The organism is Pantoea sp. CTOTU50773, assembly GCF_032082325.1.
GTDB classification, from domain to species: Bacteria; Pseudomonadota; Gammaproteobacteria; order Enterobacterales; family Enterobacteriaceae; genus Pantoea; species Pantoea communis.
The window spans coordinates 15,648-32,132 of sequence record NZ_DAMDQC010000010.1; the positions used below are offsets into that span (position 1 = coordinate 15,648).

14 protein-coding genes are annotated in these 16,485 nt (G+C 55.1%); 4 read left to right on the forward strand and 10 right to left on the reverse strand.

Annotated elements, in window-relative coordinates; translation table 11 throughout:
- The first annotated feature begins 60 nt into the window (after positions 1-60).
- A complete protein-coding gene (dcp, locus tag RT340_RS02910) occupies positions 61-2,112 on the forward strand; it encodes a peptidyl-dipeptidase Dcp (protein WP_313373974.1) in 2,052 nt (683 codons plus the stop codon).
- A 30-nt stretch (positions 2,113-2,142) separates the two neighbouring features.
- On the opposite strand, the gene hpxO is transcribed toward dcp, so the two are convergent.
- Positions 2,143-3,300 (reverse strand): FAD-dependent urate hydroxylase HpxO, encoded by a 1,158-nt coding sequence (gene hpxO / locus RT340_RS02915; RefSeq protein WP_313373977.1) that lies wholly within the window; start codon positions 3,298-3,300, stop codon positions 2,143-2,145.
- Between the two features lie 251 nt (positions 3,301-3,551).
- Here hpxO and RT340_RS02920 point away from each other — a divergent pair, with 251 nt between their 5' ends.
- The gene (locus RT340_RS02920; protein ID WP_058960503.1) at positions 3,552-3,791 is read left to right on the forward strand and encodes a hypothetical protein; all 240 of its coding nucleotides are present in this window, start codon (positions 3,552-3,554) and stop codon (positions 3,789-3,791) included.
- Positions 3,792-3,866: 75 nt separating this feature from the next.
- The gene (locus RT340_RS02925) at positions 3,867-5,117 is read left to right on the forward strand and encodes a phosphatase PAP2 family protein (RefSeq protein WP_313373980.1); all 1,251 of its coding nucleotides are present in this window, start codon (positions 3,867-3,869) and stop codon (positions 5,115-5,117) included.
- 207 nt (positions 5,118-5,324) lie between these two features.
- On the opposite strand, the gene RT340_RS02930 is transcribed toward RT340_RS02925, so the two are convergent.
- The 8 genes from RT340_RS02930 to RT340_RS02965 form a co-directional block, all read right to left on the reverse strand.
- Positions 5,325-5,654 carry a DHCW motif cupin fold protein gene (locus tag RT340_RS02930; protein ID WP_058960505.1) on the reverse strand — a complete coding sequence of 110 codons (330 nt, stop codon included), beginning with the start codon at positions 5,652-5,654 and terminating at the stop codon, positions 5,325-5,327.
- A 67-nt stretch (positions 5,655-5,721) separates the two neighbouring features.
- The gene (locus tag RT340_RS02935; protein WP_313373983.1) at positions 5,722-7,209 is read right to left on the reverse strand and encodes an FGGY-family carbohydrate kinase; all 1,488 of its coding nucleotides are present in this window, start codon (positions 7,207-7,209) and stop codon (positions 5,722-5,724) included.
- Positions 7,210-7,269: 60 nt separating this feature from the next.
- A complete protein-coding gene (locus RT340_RS02940) occupies positions 7,270-8,109 on the reverse strand; it encodes a class I fructose-bisphosphate aldolase (RefSeq protein WP_211727935.1) in 840 nt (279 codons plus the stop codon).
- Positions 8,093-9,847: a glycerol-3-phosphate dehydrogenase/oxidase gene (locus RT340_RS02945; protein ID WP_097117110.1), complete on the reverse strand. Its 1,755-nt coding sequence runs from the start codon at positions 9,845-9,847 to the stop codon at positions 8,093-8,095. Before RT340_RS02945 ends, RT340_RS02940 begins: the two co-directional genes overlap by 17 nt.
- Positions 9,837-10,829: a sugar-binding transcriptional regulator gene (locus RT340_RS02950; RefSeq protein ID WP_160832941.1), complete on the reverse strand. Its 993-nt coding sequence runs from the start codon at positions 10,827-10,829 to the stop codon at positions 9,837-9,839. The genes RT340_RS02945 and RT340_RS02950 overlap by 11 nt, the downstream gene beginning before the upstream one ends.
- Positions 10,830-10,842: 13 nt before the next feature.
- On the reverse strand, positions 10,843-11,838 hold the full coding sequence (locus RT340_RS02955) for an ABC transporter permease (RefSeq protein WP_160832940.1): 996 nt from the start codon (positions 11,836-11,838) through the stop codon (positions 10,843-10,845).
- Positions 11,835-13,340 (reverse strand): sugar ABC transporter ATP-binding protein, encoded by a 1,506-nt coding sequence (locus tag RT340_RS02960; RefSeq protein WP_313373986.1) that lies wholly within the window; start codon positions 13,338-13,340, stop codon positions 11,835-11,837. The genes RT340_RS02955 and RT340_RS02960 overlap by 4 nt, the downstream gene beginning before the upstream one ends.
- A gap of 8 nt (positions 13,341-13,348) precedes the next feature.
- The gene (locus RT340_RS02965) at positions 13,349-14,377 is read right to left on the reverse strand and encodes a substrate-binding domain-containing protein (RefSeq protein ID WP_034823457.1); all 1,029 of its coding nucleotides are present in this window, start codon (positions 14,375-14,377) and stop codon (positions 13,349-13,351) included.
- Positions 14,378-14,663: 286 nt separating this feature from the next.
- Between RT340_RS02965 and ampC the strand changes: the two genes are divergently transcribed.
- Positions 14,664-15,782, forward strand: coding sequence for a class C beta-lactamase (ampC, locus tag RT340_RS02970; protein ID WP_313373989.1), 1,119 nt, complete (start codon positions 14,664-14,666; stop codon positions 15,780-15,782).
- 43 nt (positions 15,783-15,825) lie between these two features.
- On the opposite strand, the gene RT340_RS02975 is transcribed toward ampC, so the two are convergent.
- Positions 15,826-16,458, reverse strand: coding sequence for a LysE family translocator (locus tag RT340_RS02975; protein WP_313373991.1), 633 nt, complete (start codon positions 16,456-16,458; stop codon positions 15,826-15,828).
- Between the last annotated feature and the right edge of the window lie 27 nt (positions 16,459-16,485).

The following is a 16,485-nucleotide window of genomic DNA, read 5'->3' on the forward strand; positions in this document are numbered from 1 at the left end:
TGCCAGGATAGAAGCATCCCGCCGCACCGGTTGCGGCGTTGCTGATTATCAGGAGCGATAATGACTTCACGAGCCAATCCGTTTTTCACCGTCAGTGCATTGCCCTATCAAACTCCGCCTTTTGACCTGATTCAGGAAGCCGATTTTCTTCCGGCGCTTGAAGCGGGTATTGAAGAGAAGCGTCAGGAAATTGCCGCCATCGCCACTAATCCTGAACCGGCTACTTTTGCCAACACCTATGAAGCTCTGGAGCGCAGTGGACAGTTGTTAAACCGCGTCAATCTGGTATTTGGTGCCATGACGTCAGCCAACACCAGTGATGTGTTGCAGGAAGTTGATGAGCTAATCACGCCTAAACTCACGGCGCTAAATGATGAAATCCATCTCAACAGCCAGCTGTTTGCCCGCCTCGACAGCGTTTACCAGCATCGCGGCTCTGCCTGTCCGGATGCGGAATCGATGCGTTTGGTGGAAGTGACCTGGCAGCATTTCCAGCTGGCTGGGGCCAGCCTGAGCGACGCAGATAAAGAGCGGCTGCGTGCCTGCAATCAGGAACTCGCCACGTTGAGTACCCGTTTTGGCAATAAGCTGCTGGCGGCGACCAAAGCGGGCGCGTATACGGTGAGCAGCGCAGCGGCGCTGGCGGGATTGAGTGACGAAGAGTTAGCACATGCCAAAGCCTCAGCGGAGGCGCGTGGATTGCACGGCGAATGGCTGCTGCCGTTACAGAACACCACGCAACAGCCTGCGTTGCAGTCACTGGAAGTGCGCGCCACGCGTGAGGCGCTGTTCAACCAGGCACTCACGCGCAGCGAACAGGGCGACGACAACGACACGCGCGCGATTGTGTTACGTATGGCGCAGCTGCGTGCAGAGCAGGCGAAGCTGTTGGGCTTCAAGACTTATGCGGAACAGAGCATGCAGGATCAGATGGCGAAAACGCCGGATGCTGCCTTTGCGTTTATGCGAAATATCGTCCCGGCGGCGCGGGCACGCGCTGAACGAGAAGCGTCAGACATCCAGCAGATCATTGAACAACAGCACCACACTTTCCCGCTGCGTGCCTGGGACTGGAATTTCTACGCTGAACAAGTGAGAAAAGCCAAATACGCTCTGGATGAGAGCCAAATTCGCCCGTACTTTGAGCTGAATAATGTATTGGAAAAAGGCGTGTTCTGGTCTGCCAGCCAACTGTTTGGCATCCGCTTCCAACAGCGTCACGATCTGCCGGTGTATCATCCGGACGTCAACGTTTATGAAATCTTTGATGCTGACGATACGCCGCTGGCGCTGTTCTATACCGACCTATACAAGCGGGATAACAAAAGCGGCGGCGCCTGGATGAGCAACTTTGTTGACCAGAGCACGTTGCTGGGCACCAAGCCGGTGATCTACAACGTCTGCAACTACACCAAACCGCAGGCGGGACAACCCGCGTTACTCAGCTGGGATGAGGTGATTACCCTTTTCCACGAATTCGGTCATGCGCTGCACGGTCTGTTTGCCACCCAACGTTATCCAAGCCTGTCCGGTACCGCTACGCCACGCGATTTCGTCGAGTTTCCTTCGCAGATTAACGAGCACTGGGCCAGCGATGAAAAGGTGTTTGCCAACTATGCCCGTCATTATCAGAGCGGTGAGGCGATGCCCGTGGAACTGCGCGAGAAGATGGTGCGCGCATCTAAGTTCAACAAGGGCTACGACATGACCGAACTGCTGGCGGCGGCTTTGCTGGATCTGCAATGGCATTCGCTGACCACGCATGACAACCCGCAGGATGTCAGTCACTTTGAATTACAGGCGCTGGCGGCGGAAAACATCGCGTTAACCACGGTGCCGCCACGTTATCGCTCCACCTACTTCCGTCATATCTGGGGCGGCGGTTACGCGGCTGGTTATTACGCCTATATCTGGACGCAAATGTTAGCCGATGATGGTTATCAGGCTTTCGTTGAACGTGGTGGGTTGAGTCGTGAGAATGGTCAGCAATTCCGCGATCATATCCTTTCACGCGGTAACAGTAGCGATCTGCAACATCTGTGGCTGGCATGGCGTGGAAAAGCACCGGAGATTGGTCCGATGCTGAAGAATCGCGGTTTAGAAGAGGCGTGATAAGCAGGGCGCACGGCGTGCGCCCTGGCATTAACCCAACGGGCCACCTTCAATGGTGTCGCACATGCCGGCCAGCACTCGCTCGCCGGTTTCGTTTTTCAAATCGGCGTACCACGCAGCGGTGATTTCGGCATCTTTGGCATGCGTCACGTCGCAGCGTTTACGTGCTTTCAACACCAAATCTTTGGTGCGTTCCACGCGGCGCGCCTCGTAGCGCTGCAATCCATCTTCGATACCCAGCGAATGCGAGGCCAGCGTCTGCGCCAGCACCACCGCATCTTCCATCGCGGCGCAACCGCCCTGGCCGATATCTGGCGTGGTGCTGTGGGCGGCATCGCCGAGCAAGGCCACACGACCTTTGACGAAACGGCTAAAGGGTTCGATATCGTGGATTTCGACCCGGTTGGTGGTGTCGGGATTAATGCTATCGATCAGGCGCTGCACCGGATCGGCCCAGCCGGTAAAGTAATTCTTCAGATCCTGGCGCAGGGTGGAACGATCTTCTGCTAAGCCTTTGGGCAAAGGTACGTCGAAGAAGAAGTAAAAGCGGTTGCCGCTCACTGGCATCAGGGAGACGCGCTTGCCTTCACCGACAAAGGTTGTCCACTGATCGGCTGGGGCGATGCTTTCATCTATGGTCACTAAGCCGTTCCAGTTAACGTAACCGGCGTAGCGTCGTTCTACATTTTCACCTAGCACATAGTGGCGGATAACGGAATGCGTACCGTCGGCGGCGACCAGGAAATCGCCTTCAGCCTGACTACCATCATCAAACCAGGCGGTGACGCCGGTGGTGCTTTGCTCGACGTGGGTCACGCGTTTACCGAACTGAATGCGTGAGCGACCATAGGTATCGATCAGCATCCCCTGTAACTCGGCGCGAGCGACCGGATAAGGGTATTCGCCCACCTGCTGCACCAGGGGTGACAGGCTAAAGCGGGTCAGGGTGCTGCCACTGTGCGCATCGTTATAGGCCATAAACGCCATATTGCCGCCCAGTGCCTGCAGTTGCTGTTTCATGCCAAGTGCGTTCAGGCACTTTACGCCGTTGGGCCAGATCGAGATCGCCGCACCGACTGGCTTCATCTCTTTGACCGCTTCAAAAACGGCAGTCTCGAAACCCGCTCTCTCCAGCGCAATCGCCGCGCTCATGCCGCCAATGCCCGCTCCAATCACAATCGCTTTCATCACTGTCTCCTTTGTCTACCTGATTAACCCTGCAACTTTCGTACCATCAGGTTTGTTGTGAACTATTTCTTCGTAAGGAATTGATTATTAATGGGTGTTTTTAATGGACTGATGCGTGCATTGCACCGTTAGTGCGCAACGCTTTGCACAACAAGAGGGCGGTGAAAGCAGGGCTTGAATCAAATGTTCCAATATGGCGTTTGGCAGAGAAGAGGCCATACTGTTTAGAACCTTTTCGCGAGGAATTTCCCATGAAGTGGATAATGGTGTTGATGATGCTGTTCAGTGCGGGTGCAATGGCGCAAACCCAGTGGCAACCGGAAAGAAAAGCGCCCGTGGTGCAACTGACGCCGGTGGCGGCCAAATGCGATCTCTCGTCCTGCCAGCAAAACTGTTATGTACAGCAATCGCAATGCAAAAATGACAACGGCGGCGGCTGTGGATCGCTCGCACAAATTTGCGTACAAAACTGTTCGAACGAGTGCCGATGAATGAAATAAATCTGTCATAACAGGGTGCTAGCGTGTTTCCCCGGCAAGGTAATATTCTGATAACAGGGGAAAATAATGAAAACCCGCTACACACTGATTGCAACGGTTTTACTGCTCGCTCAACAGGCCCATGCGACAACACTGCCGCAGGCGGCCGCACTGGCTGCACAAACGTCTACCGGTTCAACCCCAGGCTATACGCAGCTGGAGCAACAGTCGTTGCAGGCTCAGCGCACCTGGCTGCAAGGCGACAGTGCGTCACTGAAACGTGAGCAACTGGAAAAAGCCAAACAGACCAGCACGCAGGCAGACAAAGCCTGGCTGAAAAGCAGTGGCTATGATTTCAACGTGAAGCAAAATCAGCAGGCTGGCATCGCGCTGTTATCAGGTTTCAGCACATTGCCAGACAGCGTATTGACGGCTAACCGCGCCACCGTGACTGATATCAACCTGAATGCCACGCAGAACGTGCGTCATCAGGCGTTGCAGGATGCGGAAGCGATCGGCTCGCTGTATTTCCTGTCTGATGCCATGGGACCGCGTCTGGGTAAAGCCTTCATCGCGGCTTATGACAAAGGCGAACTGAGCAAAGCTGCTGCGCTGATTAAGGCCAGTGAAGTCAGCACCAGCGCTGCCAAAAAACACTTTAACTATCCGCGCCCGTTCCTGCATGAAGGCAATACCATCCATCTGGTACCCGATGATGTGGTGGTGAAAGACAATGTGCGCTATACCGCGGACGGCGGATCGTTCCCCAGCGGGCACACCAATACCGGTTATACCGATGCGCTGCTGATGGCCGAAATGGTGCCGGAATGCTTTGAGGCACTGGTGACACGCGGTGCGCGTTATGGATATTCGCGTCTGGTGTTAGGCGTGCACTATCCGCTGGACGTGATGGGTTCACGTATGGTGGCAGAGCGCAACGTGGCGACTTACCTCAACGATGCACGCTATCAGGTGCTGTTCAAAGAGGCGCGCGATCAACTGCGTGCCGCGCTGGAGAAGGAGTGTGGTACTTCGCTAGCTGAATGCGCACGCACAACCGGCAAGGACGATCCTTACCGCGCACCGGATATGAAGCAATTCTATCGTTTCACGATGAGTTACAATCTGCCAAAAGCCAATGTGAAAAATACGCCGGTGCAGATACCGCAGGGCGCAGAGATCCTGCTGAAAACGGCGCTGCCGCACCTGTCTGACGCGCAGATTCGTCGCCTGATGGTGAAAACCGCCTTGCCAAACGGTTATCCGTTGTCGGGTAATGCTGAGCAATCCTTCTGGCAGCGCGTCGATCTCACCGCCGCGTACAGCATGGCGAAGTGATCCTGACGCGGGCACTAACGTCGTCAATACGTCGGTGCCCGCAACTCACGGATTTGCGTTCTTGTTATGGTGATCAAACGCAAAGAGCGTAGAAAAGATTAACGCTGACTGCGGCAACAGCGGGATAGTCAGGACAAACCGCACATTATCTTTTCAGACTACCGTATTCAGCATGATGATTCGCAGTGTATAGCCACGGCCCGAGAGCTAATCGACGATGAATAGCTTCGCACCGTACGTCGTGGAGGAACGATGTGCTTCGGCATTATCGGCAACCTGATAGCTCACGCCCGGGGTCAGGGTAAAAGTGCGGCCATCTTCCAGTTCGGTGATCATTTCGCCTTCCAGACACAGCAATATATGACCTTTGCTGCACCAGTGATCGGCAAGATAACCTGGCGAATACTCCACCATGCGCACACGAATATCGCCAAAACGCTGAGTGCGCCACAGCGCAAACCCGCTGTCGCCCGGATGTTTTTCGGTCTCGAGGGTGCTCCAGTCGGTAATGCCAAACGGTAGTTGATTGATCTGCACGACGCTATCCTTATTGAATTCGACGAGAACACAACATTACCGCCTGGCAAAAAAATAACCAGTGAATTCAACCAACTTCATGCCACATTTCGCTCATCGCCAGCTCCAGCCTTTTAAACGCCCGATAACGTGCATCATGAAACGCAAAGCGTTCCGGGCGTGGCTGTAACTCGCCGGGATTAAGGCGTACTGCTTGCTGTGCCGCCATGGCCAGATCGGGCCAGACACCTACGCCGACGCCCGCACAAAGCGCAGCACCCAGCGCGCCAGTCTCTTTGCACTCAGCCACGCGAATCGGAACGCCCAACACATCAGCAAACATTTGCGGCCAGATGCAGCTGCGCGCCGCGCCACCAGAAAGGGTCGCGTGGGTAAACGAAATCCCTGCTGCGCGTAAGCGATCAATGTGTGCGCGATGGGCAAATGTCACGCCTTCAAACAGCGCAAACAGCATATCTGCGCGCGTATGCCAGCCGCTCAAGCCATAAAACCCCGCTTTTGCGGGTTCAGATTTACGACCGGAATAGAGGTAAGGATGATAGAGCGGCAACTGCGGGTTGGGTTCAACATGGGCCACGGTATCACTGCTGTGCGCCGCGCCGTTGCCAGCGCGTCCATCATCAAACTCACGCAGGAACCAGTCGAGATTGGCGGCCGAGGTGGCGCTGGCTTCAATCGCCATAAAGCGATCATTTTCAATAATTGAATTCATAAACACTGGCCGCTGGTAATCCGGTTTATCGACCACCACCTGATTGATGCTCCAGGTTCCTGCGACGATGGAAGCCTCTCCGGTTTTCACCACGCCAGAACCAATGGCGCTGGCCACCACATCAAAAATGCCGGCCACCACCGGAATACCTGACGGTAATCCGGTGAGTTGCGCGGCGCGCGCGGTCACGTGTCCGACCACCGCACAAGACTCGCCCAGAGGCGGCAGCAGATTAAGCGCCTCTTCAATGCCATACAACGCCATCAACTCGTGGCTGTAATTGCGCTGTCGATAATCGATTAATCCGGCTCCGGCGGCATCGGAAACCTCAGCGCTGATAGCCCCGCAGAGGAAATGGGCGATGACATCTTTAGCACACAACAAATGGCCGATCTGCGCCCAGCGATCGGGCTGATGCTGTTTAATCCAGCTGATCAGCACGGGCGTGGCGGCGGGCCAGGGCTTCTGCAGCGAAAGTTGATAGATGGCTTTATCGTTACCGCTGGCTTCCAGGCCCTGCACGGTTTCGATGGCACGATGGTCGATGGATTGAATGCCGAACAACGGCTGCTGCTGCTTATCAAGTGCATACAAGCCGTTACCGTGACCCGCCGCGCCCACGGCAATAACCTCATTCGCCGCGCTGCCCGCCTGTTGCAGGCAGCGCGTGACGGCCACGCTGACCCCGTGCCAGATATCTTCTACCGGACGCTCCGCATAACCTTCTTGCGGCTGGAGGGTTTCTCCCGCACATTCGGCAACCGACAGTACGCGGCCACTGAGATCGAACAGTACCGCTTTGATCATGGTGTTTCCGGCATCTATGCCGAGAAGTTGACTCATATCCGACTCCGATTCACAGACGAAGACGGCGCACCGCTTAAGCGCCGGTGCAGGTAAAACTCAACCCTGCTGATAAATGTCCAGGGCTTCCGCGCCGCTGGCGCCCCGGTGAATGATCGCCATCAGCGCTTTCACCACGCGAGACGGATTATCGTGTTGATACACGTTCCGGCCGTACACCATGCCGCTGGCACCTTGCGCCATTAACGCCGCGCTTTTGGCCAGCACCGGTGCCAGTTCCCCTTTGCCGCCACCGCGCACCAGCGTCGGACAACGCGCCGCTTCCACCACGCGGTGAAAATCTTCCACCTTCTCCGTGGGGTCGGCTTTGATAATGTCGGCGCCGAGTTCACGCGCCAGACGCACCAGTGGCACGATTTTCTCTACATCACCGATCGAACCGTAAGCCGCGCCTTGTCCTGCCGGCGCCATTACCAGAGGTTCGATCATCAGCGGCATCGCATAACGATCGCAAGCCTGACGCAGACGGCCGATGTTCTCCACGCACATACGGAAAATGCCGGGTTCATCGGGGATCAGATAGAGATTCACTACCACCGCAGCCGCATCCATCTGCAACGCGGCGAGGATTGGCTCATCCGGGTTGTGCAACACCGCCCACATTTCGCGATGGCGCGCCGCGTTATAGGCGTTGCCGACATCCGTGCGCATCACCAGCGCCGGTTTCCGTCCCGCGACCTGTTGCAACAGATCGGCCTGGCCGTAATTCACCTGAATGGCATCCGGTTGCGCGGCGATCAGGTTCTCCATCACACCTTCGATGTTCTCTAACCCAATCAGAAAGTCGGGCTCATTCGCAATACCGTGGTCGATAGCCACATCAAGGCACTTACCGTGTTGAAACAGACGATTCATGCGGACTTTATTGCTGACTAACATGGCGTGTTTCCTCCTGGAAAAGAGTGGGGTTGAGATCGGTCAGGCCGTGCTGTCGCGCCAGACTGGCGCAAGTGTTTTGCAGATGGTTTTGCAGTTGAGTGACATTCCAGCCGCGCAGATCCGCCATCAGTTGAGCAATTTCTGCCACCAGTGAGGGCGTCAATTCGCCGCAAATCGCCAGCGACGTGCGGCGCACCAGCAGGTCTTCAAGTTGTTGAACCTGCTCATGCTCAATAAGGTAACGAAGTTCCAGCGCGCTATACCCCGCATGATGCTGTAGCGGCTGTTCCCCCTGTTGCTGGATCAATTGCAGGATTGGCAGGGCGCGGCTGCCATAACGGCGGACTAACTGCGATACGCGGGACAAGGGCAGTGAATGCAGATGCGCGAGTTGGGCAAGCCACGCGGTTTGCCCGGAAGGTGCAGGGAAGTCGCGTCCACCGCCGATGGGCAGATCGCCGCTCGACACACGGCGCTTTTCTCCGATCAGACGCAATACCCGATCCGCGGCCTCTTCACCAAACTGACGAAAGGTGGTCCATTTGCCGCCGACCAGGCATAGCAAGCTGTAAGCATGTGCGGCATCAGGCGGCAGCAGCACCAGCGAGTGATTGCGCGAGATTTGCCCGTTAACTTTGGCGTTGCTGGCCGGAAGCGGACGCACACCGCAAAAGGTATAGAGAATCGACGATTCCGGCACCACGACGTCAGGAAAAACAAAGCGCAGCGACTCAAGAATGTAGGCTTTTTCCTCCTCTTCACACACCACGCTATCTGGATCGTCCACGCGGATATCCGTGGAACCGAGCAGCACTTTGCCAAACCACGGAAACATAATGCAGACGCGGCCTTCCTGGTTTTCGAAATAGACCATTTCCCCATCGAGCATCTGTAACAGTTTGGGGTGATCAATGATCAAATGCGAACCCTTGGTCCCGCCAATCAGTTTGGTGAAATGTTCCGTGGGCGCCAGATGCTGATTGAGCTGATCTATCCACGCGCCGCCGGCATTCACCAATACATGCGGCTGCAGAGTAAAGTGCTCACCGCTGAGTGCATCCTGTAACGTAACGGATTCGCCATCGGCGCTCACCAGTTGCAAATAATTCAGCGCCAGTGCCTCCGGACAAGCACGCTCGGCATCTTCAATCAATTCATAACCCAGTCGTTCCGGTGCACTGATCCAGGCATCGTAGTAGCTGGCGCTGTATTTCACCCAGGGGGCAAATCCTGGCCAGCGGTCGCGCGTGGCTGCCTCACCGCGCACCTGATGTTTGGGCATCGATCCGTACTGCCTGGTGTAGACATCGTAGAGACTGAGGCCAGTTTTGATCAGCAGAGCGCCGCGGCGAGTGGGTTTGTCGCTCAGACGCAAAAAACGCCGCGTGGCATTGAGCAGTCCGCCGCCGAGGTTGTCGATTGGGACAGTGGTACGCAGCGGAAAAACATAGTGCGCCGCGTTTTTCAGTAGCCGGTCACGCTCCATCACCGACTCTTTGACCAGCGTAAACTCGCCGGTTTCCAGATAGCGCAGTCCGCCGTGGATCATACGAGAAAGCGCACCGCTGGCCGCCTGGCACCAGTCACCTTTTTCCACCAGAACCGCCGGAATACCCTGCAATGCCAGTTCGCGAAAGGTGCTGATGCCGTTGATGCCGCCACCGACAATCAGCACTGGTGTGGACGTGCGCTGTCGTAAAGCGCTGAGTCGCTGCTCGCGTGTTGCATTATTCTCCATGGATTGCTCCCCGGCTCTTGGCCATTTCGAGTACGCCTGCTGCAGTGGATTCGTCGGTGACCATGCCTTTTAGCCACTGGCCTTGCAGCGCACAGTGGATGGGATCCACTTTGTCGCGTCCGGCCACCACCGCCATAGAAAAGGGAATACGTTGTAGCTCCGATAAGGTCAGCCCAACCAGCCGCTGATTGGCGTCAAACGGCGCGGGCTGGCCTTGTGCATCGAGTAACCAGGCTAGCAGTTCGCTGCGTGCGCCACTGGTTTCGATGCTGGCGGATGCATGACGAGCTGCCAGATTCAAATCGTAGTAGCTGGAACTGTCGCTGTGAATAGAACCAAGACCGACCACTGCCAGCGTAGCGTTACGCGCTTTATCCAGCACCCGGTCTACGGCACTGATTCTCATCAACATGTCACGTTCAGCAGCAGAGTCAGTGAAGAGCGGGGCATGAATCTGCCAGGCATGGCCGCCAAGCCGAGCCGCCATTTCAGAGGCAACATGATTCACGTCGGTATAGTGCTTTCCTTGCACGCAACCCAATGCAGGCACGACCTGAACATCGTATTTGCGCGAAGGACGCAGTGCCTCCACCAGAGCGCTCACGCCTTTGCCACCGGTGATCGCAATAACGTCGCCATCTTTCAGACGTGATAGCAAATAATCCGCCGCCGCCGCGCCCACCATCTGTAAATTCTGCTCATCACTGCGCGCGACATTGGGTGCCACCACCACCTGTTGCAGTTGACCCCATTGCTGCAGATCACTTTCGAGTTGGTGGGCCGACAGCCAGGGCGATTTGATAGTGATTTCTACCATGCCGCTCTCTTTGCCCTGACGAATCAGGCGATTCACGCTGGCGACCGACAACCCGGTTTCCACCGCAATCTCCGACTGCTTTTTGCCGTCGAGGTAATACATCACCAATACCTGATAGATCTGGCGTGCACTGTGAAATGCTGGATGTTCGCTGGCGAATTCCATCGATGATGCGTCCTTATGCTGCCCGATATTTGTTCAGCAGGTGGTCAATCGACACCGCCGCCAGCAGAATTAAACCTTTGATCAAGTCCTGCCAGTAGACGGAAACATTAATCAGGATCAGTGAGCTGGTCACGATGGAGAGCAGTGCGACACCTAAAACCGCGCCCAGAATCGAGCCAGTGCCGCCTTTCAGGCTTGCGCCGCCTATCACCGCCGCCGCTATCACGTTCAGTTCCATCCCTACGCCAAAGGTCGGGGTAGCTGAGCCTAACCGCGCCATATAAATAATGCCGGCTACACCTGCTAGCGTTGAGGTGAGTACCGTGACCCACAGTTTTATGCGGTTGATGTTGATGCCGGAATAGGCCGCTGCACGCTCATTACTGCCGGTATAAAATACTTTGCGGAACAGCGTGGCTTTGCGCAGCAGGAAATCGAACAGAGCGACCAATACAAAGAACAGCAGGATGACAAACGGAATGCCCCACATGGCACCCTGGCCGATAAATTTGAAACTGACGGGAAGTGTGAACAGCGACAGCGGCGTGCCCTGCGTGATGATCATGCAAAGCCCGCGCACAATCACCATCGCTGCCAGCGAGGCAATAAAATGACTCAGGCCGATTTTGGTCACTGTTAAACCCATCAGCAAGCCTACCAGTGCGGCGGCAGCTATTCCTCCCAGGCTGGCCAGCCAGGGATCCACCCCACTGAGAAACAGTTGTCCCGCGACCACCATAGAAAGGCACACCACCGCGCCGACCGAGAGATCGAGACCGCCGACGATCAACAAGATCGTCATACCGATCACCACAATGCCTTCAATCGAAAACGACAACAGCATCGCTTTCATATTGGCCCACGTCAGGAAGTAGGGTGAGGTAAAACTCATCACGATAAAGATTAACGCGATGATCGCAATCAAGCCGATTTCCCGCTGCTTGTGCAGGCCGCCAAACAATGACAGCCGGGATTTGCCTGCTCCGGGCAAGGTCGTATTTATGGTCATAGCGCCTCCACTTCAGGGGGAATGCCAGCAGCCAGTCTCATCAGATTCTCCTCGGTCATTGCATCGCCGGTCACTTCACCGGTGATGTGACCTTCATGAATCACGATAATGCGGTCACATAAACCAATCAGCTCAGGTAACTCTGATGAAATCACCACCAGTCCGACACCGTTATGTGCTAATTGGGCGAGGATCTGGTAGATCTCTGCCTTGGCGCTGACATCGACGCCGCGCGTCGGTTCATCAAGAAAGATGATTTCGGGGTGCACCGACAGCACGCGCGCTAGCGCCACTTTCTGCTGATTGCCGCCAGAAAGCGATGACACCGGGTCGCTCAATTTGCCGCGTTTCAGTTTGACCTGATACGCCAGCGCTTCCGCTTGCGCACGCTCGCGGCTTGGGCTTAGCGTCAAACCGTGATGGCTAATCGCGCGGACATCCAGCGCCGAGATGTTCCAGTCAATTGGCATTGCTAAAAACAGCCCGGCGTCCTTACGATCTTCGGATAAATAAACCAAGTGATGTTGGATACTGGCGGCGTAATTTTTCAGTGTTGCTGGCTGCCCTTTGATACGTATCGTGCCGTGAGTTACCGGCTGCAATGCGCACACGCCCTGAGCGATTTCGCTACGGCCGGCGCCCATCAAGCCACCTATGCCGAGAATTTCGCCGGGATACAGCTCGAAGTTGATATCGTAAAAACGCTGACTATCGCTAAGAGATCGTACCTCCAGCAGCGGTGCGGCACGATGAGAGGGGCGTTTATCGGGATAGAGTTGCGACAATTCGCGACCGACAAGGCGCGTAATGACTTCATCCGGTGTCATGCTGTTCAATGGCGCACTGTGCACCGTCCGGCCATCGCGCAGAATGGTGATGTGCTGACAAAGCGCAAAAATCTCGGCCATACGATGACTGATATACACCACCGTGATGCCCTGATCGCGCAGTTGACGCACGATGGTGAACAGCGTCTGCGCTTCTGGTTCCGTGAGCGCTGCAGTGGGCTCATCCAGAATCAGCAAACGACAATCCAGCGTCAGTGCTTTGGCAATCTCTACGAGTTGCTGTTGTGACAACGACAGTTCACTAACCTTTTTACTCACTGGAATCGGCGCAAGACGATTCATAACCTGCTGCGCTTTTTCCCTCAAGGTTTTATGCGGTAATAGAAAGCCGCGCTGCTGATGCGCCATCCAGATATTTTCATAGATAGTAATATCCGGGCACAACGCGATTTCCTGATGCACCAGCCCGATGCCTAACCGCTGCGCCTCACGCGGCGAGCGTATGGTTACGGATTGCCCCTCCAACACTATTTCACCGCTGTCGGGGCGCAGAATGCCATCAATGATATTCATCAGAGTAGACTTACCCGCGCCGTTTTCACCGGCCAGCGCATGAATTTCACCGGGCCTTAGCGTAAGATCAACGTCCTGTAACGCCTGTACTGCGCCGAAGCGTTTGCTGATGCTGCGTAACTCAAGCAGTGCCGTCATCATCTTTCCCCTTACTCGTTGATGCCTTTGGTTCCACGACGTTTCAGGTAACGGTCCCAGCGGAAATCATCGGCATTTTCTTTAGTCACCACGGCATAACCATTGTCGAGGATTGGGAACGAGAAGGGATTCACACCGTTGCGTTTGGCATCATTCATGGGGTCAATCAATTCTGGGTGGGCGGCAAGGAACAGCGTCATAAAGCCCATGTAGCCCTGTATTCCCTGATTGGGGTTGATAGCACCAAACACCTCGCCGCTTTTGATCATATCCAGTACTTTGGCGTTGACGTCCACCGTCATCACTTTCACTTTGCCACCGTTTTCCACCACTGCCTGTGCGGCACCGATTGCGGAACTGGCTTCAGGCATGAAGATGCCTTTCAGGTTTGGATTCGCTTGTAGCATCGACAGCACGGCGTTGTAGGCTTTTGATGGATCCTGATTAGTGGCGGCGCGCGCAACCAGCTTGCTGTCAGGAAACGCGGTTTTCATCTCATTGATAAAAGCCGTAACCCGACGGTCATGATTATCCTGCCCTGGATTTTCCAGCACCGCATACTCCGCGCCTTTGCCCATGGCTTTACCGAGTTCATCGGCGGCGGCTTTACCTTCACGGAAGTTGTCTGAGGTGATGTAAGCGACACGCTTGCTGTTGGGGGAATCAGCGGCAAAGGTTACCACCGGAATGCCCATCTCTGCCGCACGATTAATTGGCTCGATAAAGGGGTCGGGATTCATCGGATGGAGGAAAATCCCGGCGGGTTTCTGCGCCAGAATCTGTTCGAAACTGGCTAACTGCTGGTTGACGTCATAAGCGGGCGTGCCACCATAAACGGTTTTGCAGCCCAGCTGATGCGCAGCTTGTTTAAACATCTCGTACACCGGAAACCAGTATTCAACACCGGTCACCATGACGTTCATGTAGTAAGTTTCGCCAGGTTTGCAACGGAACTGTGGTGATTCATCGGCGGCACGTGCGGTGCTGGAGAGTGTGCCCGCTAACGCAAGGCTGGAAAGAAGGATGGCGATTTTTTTCATGTTTTTCCCCGGAGCAGACGCTGAATTTAGAGGCTCAGCCGTGACGACTTAACGCGGAAAAACGAGCCGGGGTACGTTTTGAAAATTATTTCTGATTCGTGAAATAATTTTCATAAGCTATAAAAGCTGGCGGGGAAAAGATCAATTAATGGTTAATGAAATGTTTCTCGCTTGTGATCGCCTTCACTTTCCCGCAGATAGCAGAATATTTGGTTAGGAGAAACCGTGACGGAATTTTATAATCGCGTGCTGAAATTGTGGCTTAACTGAAATAAAAGGAATTTTCATGCGCTTATCTCTTACTGCGCTAACGCTGCTGGCAAGCACCAGCGTCCTCGCACAAACCCCTTCACCTGACGCCATCATCAAACCGTTGATGCAGCAATATCAAATCCCTGGCATGGCGGTGGCTATTCTGCACGATGGCAAAACCGAGTTTTACAATTACGGTGTGGCATCCAAAGAGACTCAGCAGCCAATTACCGCGCAGACCTTGTTTGAAATCGGGTCACTCAGCAAAACCTTTACCGCTACCTTAGCGAGCTATGCGGCTCAGCAGAAAAAACTGCAGTTTAGTGACAAAGCCAGTACATGGTTGCCCGACCTAAAGGGCAGTGCGTTTGATCAGGTGTCACTGCTTAACCTTGCTACTCACACCACGGGCACGCCGCTGTTTGTGCCGGACGATGTCACCAATCAGCAGCAGTTGATGAACTGGTACAAAAACTGGCAACCGCCGGCTCAGCCGGGCACTCAGCGTGTCTACTCCAATCTGGGGATTGGTATGCTCGGCATGGTTGCCGCCAAAAGCTTGCATCAGCCGTTTATCAGCGCGATGGAGCAGCAACTGTTACCCGCGATGGGCATGAAGCACACTTATATTCAGGTGCCTCAGTCAGAGATGGGCCAATATGCGCAAGGTTACAATAAACAAGACAAGCCGGTACGTGTGACGCCAGGCCCGTTGGATGCTGAATCGTATGGGTTGAAATCGACATCCGCTGATCTGATTCGCTGGCTGGCGATTCAACTTGATGAACAGAAGGTCGCGACGGAGTGGCAGCAGGCGATCGCCACCACGCATCAGGGCTACTTCAAAACCGAGGCGTTTACGCAGGCGATGATGTGGGAATACTATCCGTTGCCTGTCTCATCAAAGCAGTTGGTGGAAGGCAACAGCGGTCAGCGCATCATGAAAGGGATGTCGGCCACGTTGATCACGCCACCGCAGGCTGCGCCACAACAGGCGTGGTATAACAAAACCGGTTCGACCAATGGTTTCTCAACCTACGCGGTGTTTATTCCGTCACAGAAGATTGCGGTGATTATGCTGGCGAATAAATGGTTCCCGAATGACGATCGCGTCATCGCGGCGGACAAAATCATTCAGATGTTGGCTCACTAACGGATTGTTGGGCGCGCCCCGACGCGCCCAATTAAATCGCAACTTACTTTCGTGCATCCAATGCGAGTTTGACGGCCATGCCCGCCAGCACCGTGCCCATCAGCCAGCGCTGCAAACGCTGCCAGCTGGGGCGCGTCAGTAAAAATGTCGACACCTGGCCAGCGGTAGTAATGAAAATCGCATTGACCGTCAGGCTAATCACAATTTGGGTGACGCCCAATATCAGCGACTGCATCAGCACACTACCGTGATGCGGGCTAATAAACTGCGGTAATAGCGACAGAAACATCATGGCGATTTTTGGGTTCGCGAGGTTGGTGAGGAAACCCATGGTGAACAATTTACGCGGGTTGTCGGCAGGGAGATCGCGCACGGCAAATGGCGAGCGGCCGCCAGGCTTGAGTGCCTGCCACGCAAGATACAGCAAATAGAGTGCGCCACTGAAACGCAGCGCATCATAGGCCCATGGAACGGCAAGCAACCACGCGGTGATACCCAGCGCCGCGCACAGCATATAAAACACAAAACCTAACGCCACGCCGCCGAGGGAAATATAACCCGCCCGCTTGCCCTGACACAGCGAACACGAAACCAGGTAGATCATATTGGGGCCGGGCGTAAGCACCAATCCCAACGCCACCAATGCAAAGGCTAACCAACTCGACAGTTCTGGCATGCAACACTCCTTGCGTTATTTTCGCGA

What these genes read in the sequence shown, in the direction of transcription:
- dcp (WP_313373974.1), top strand. Translation starts at nt 61, where the DNA reads ATGACTTCACGAGCCAATCCGTTTTTCACCGTCAGTGCATTGCCCTAT.
- hpxO (WP_313373977.1), bottom strand. Translation starts at nt 3,300, where the DNA reads ATGAAAGCGATTGTGATTGGAGCGGGCATTGGCGGCATGAGCGCGGCG.
- RT340_RS02920 (WP_058960503.1), top strand. Translation starts at nt 3,552, where the DNA reads ATGAAGTGGATAATGGTGTTGATGATGCTGTTCAGTGCGGGTGCAATG.
- RT340_RS02925 (WP_313373980.1), top strand. Translation starts at nt 3,867, where the DNA reads ATGAAAACCCGCTACACACTGATTGCAACGGTTTTACTGCTCGCTCAA.
- RT340_RS02935 (WP_313373983.1), bottom strand. Translation starts at nt 7,209, where the DNA reads ATGAGTCAACTTCTCGGCATAGATGCCGGAAACACCATGATCAAAGCG.
- RT340_RS02940 (WP_211727935.1), bottom strand. Translation starts at nt 8,109, where the DNA reads ATGTTAGTCAGCAATAAAGTCCGCATGAATCGTCTGTTTCAACACGGT.
- RT340_RS02945 (WP_097117110.1), bottom strand. Translation starts at nt 9,847, where the DNA reads ATGGAGAATAATGCAACACGCGAGCAGCGACTCAGCGCTTTACGACAG.
- RT340_RS02950 (WP_160832941.1), bottom strand. Translation starts at nt 10,829, where the DNA reads ATGGAATTCGCCAGCGAACATCCAGCATTTCACAGTGCACGCCAGATC.
- RT340_RS02955 (WP_160832940.1), bottom strand. Translation starts at nt 11,838, where the DNA reads ATGACCATAAATACGACCTTGCCCGGAGCAGGCAAATCCCGGCTGTCA.
- RT340_RS02960 (WP_313373986.1), bottom strand. Translation starts at nt 13,340, where the DNA reads ATGATGACGGCACTGCTTGAGTTACGCAGCATCAGCAAACGCTTCGGC.
- RT340_RS02965 (WP_034823457.1), bottom strand. Translation starts at nt 14,377, where the DNA reads ATGAAAAAAATCGCCATCCTTCTTTCCAGCCTTGCGTTAGCGGGCACA.
- ampC (WP_313373989.1), top strand. Translation starts at nt 14,664, where the DNA reads ATGCGCTTATCTCTTACTGCGCTAACGCTGCTGGCAAGCACCAGCGTC.
- RT340_RS02975 (WP_313373991.1), bottom strand. Translation starts at nt 16,458, where the DNA reads ATGCCAGAACTGTCGAGTTGGTTAGCCTTTGCATTGGTGGCGTTGGGA.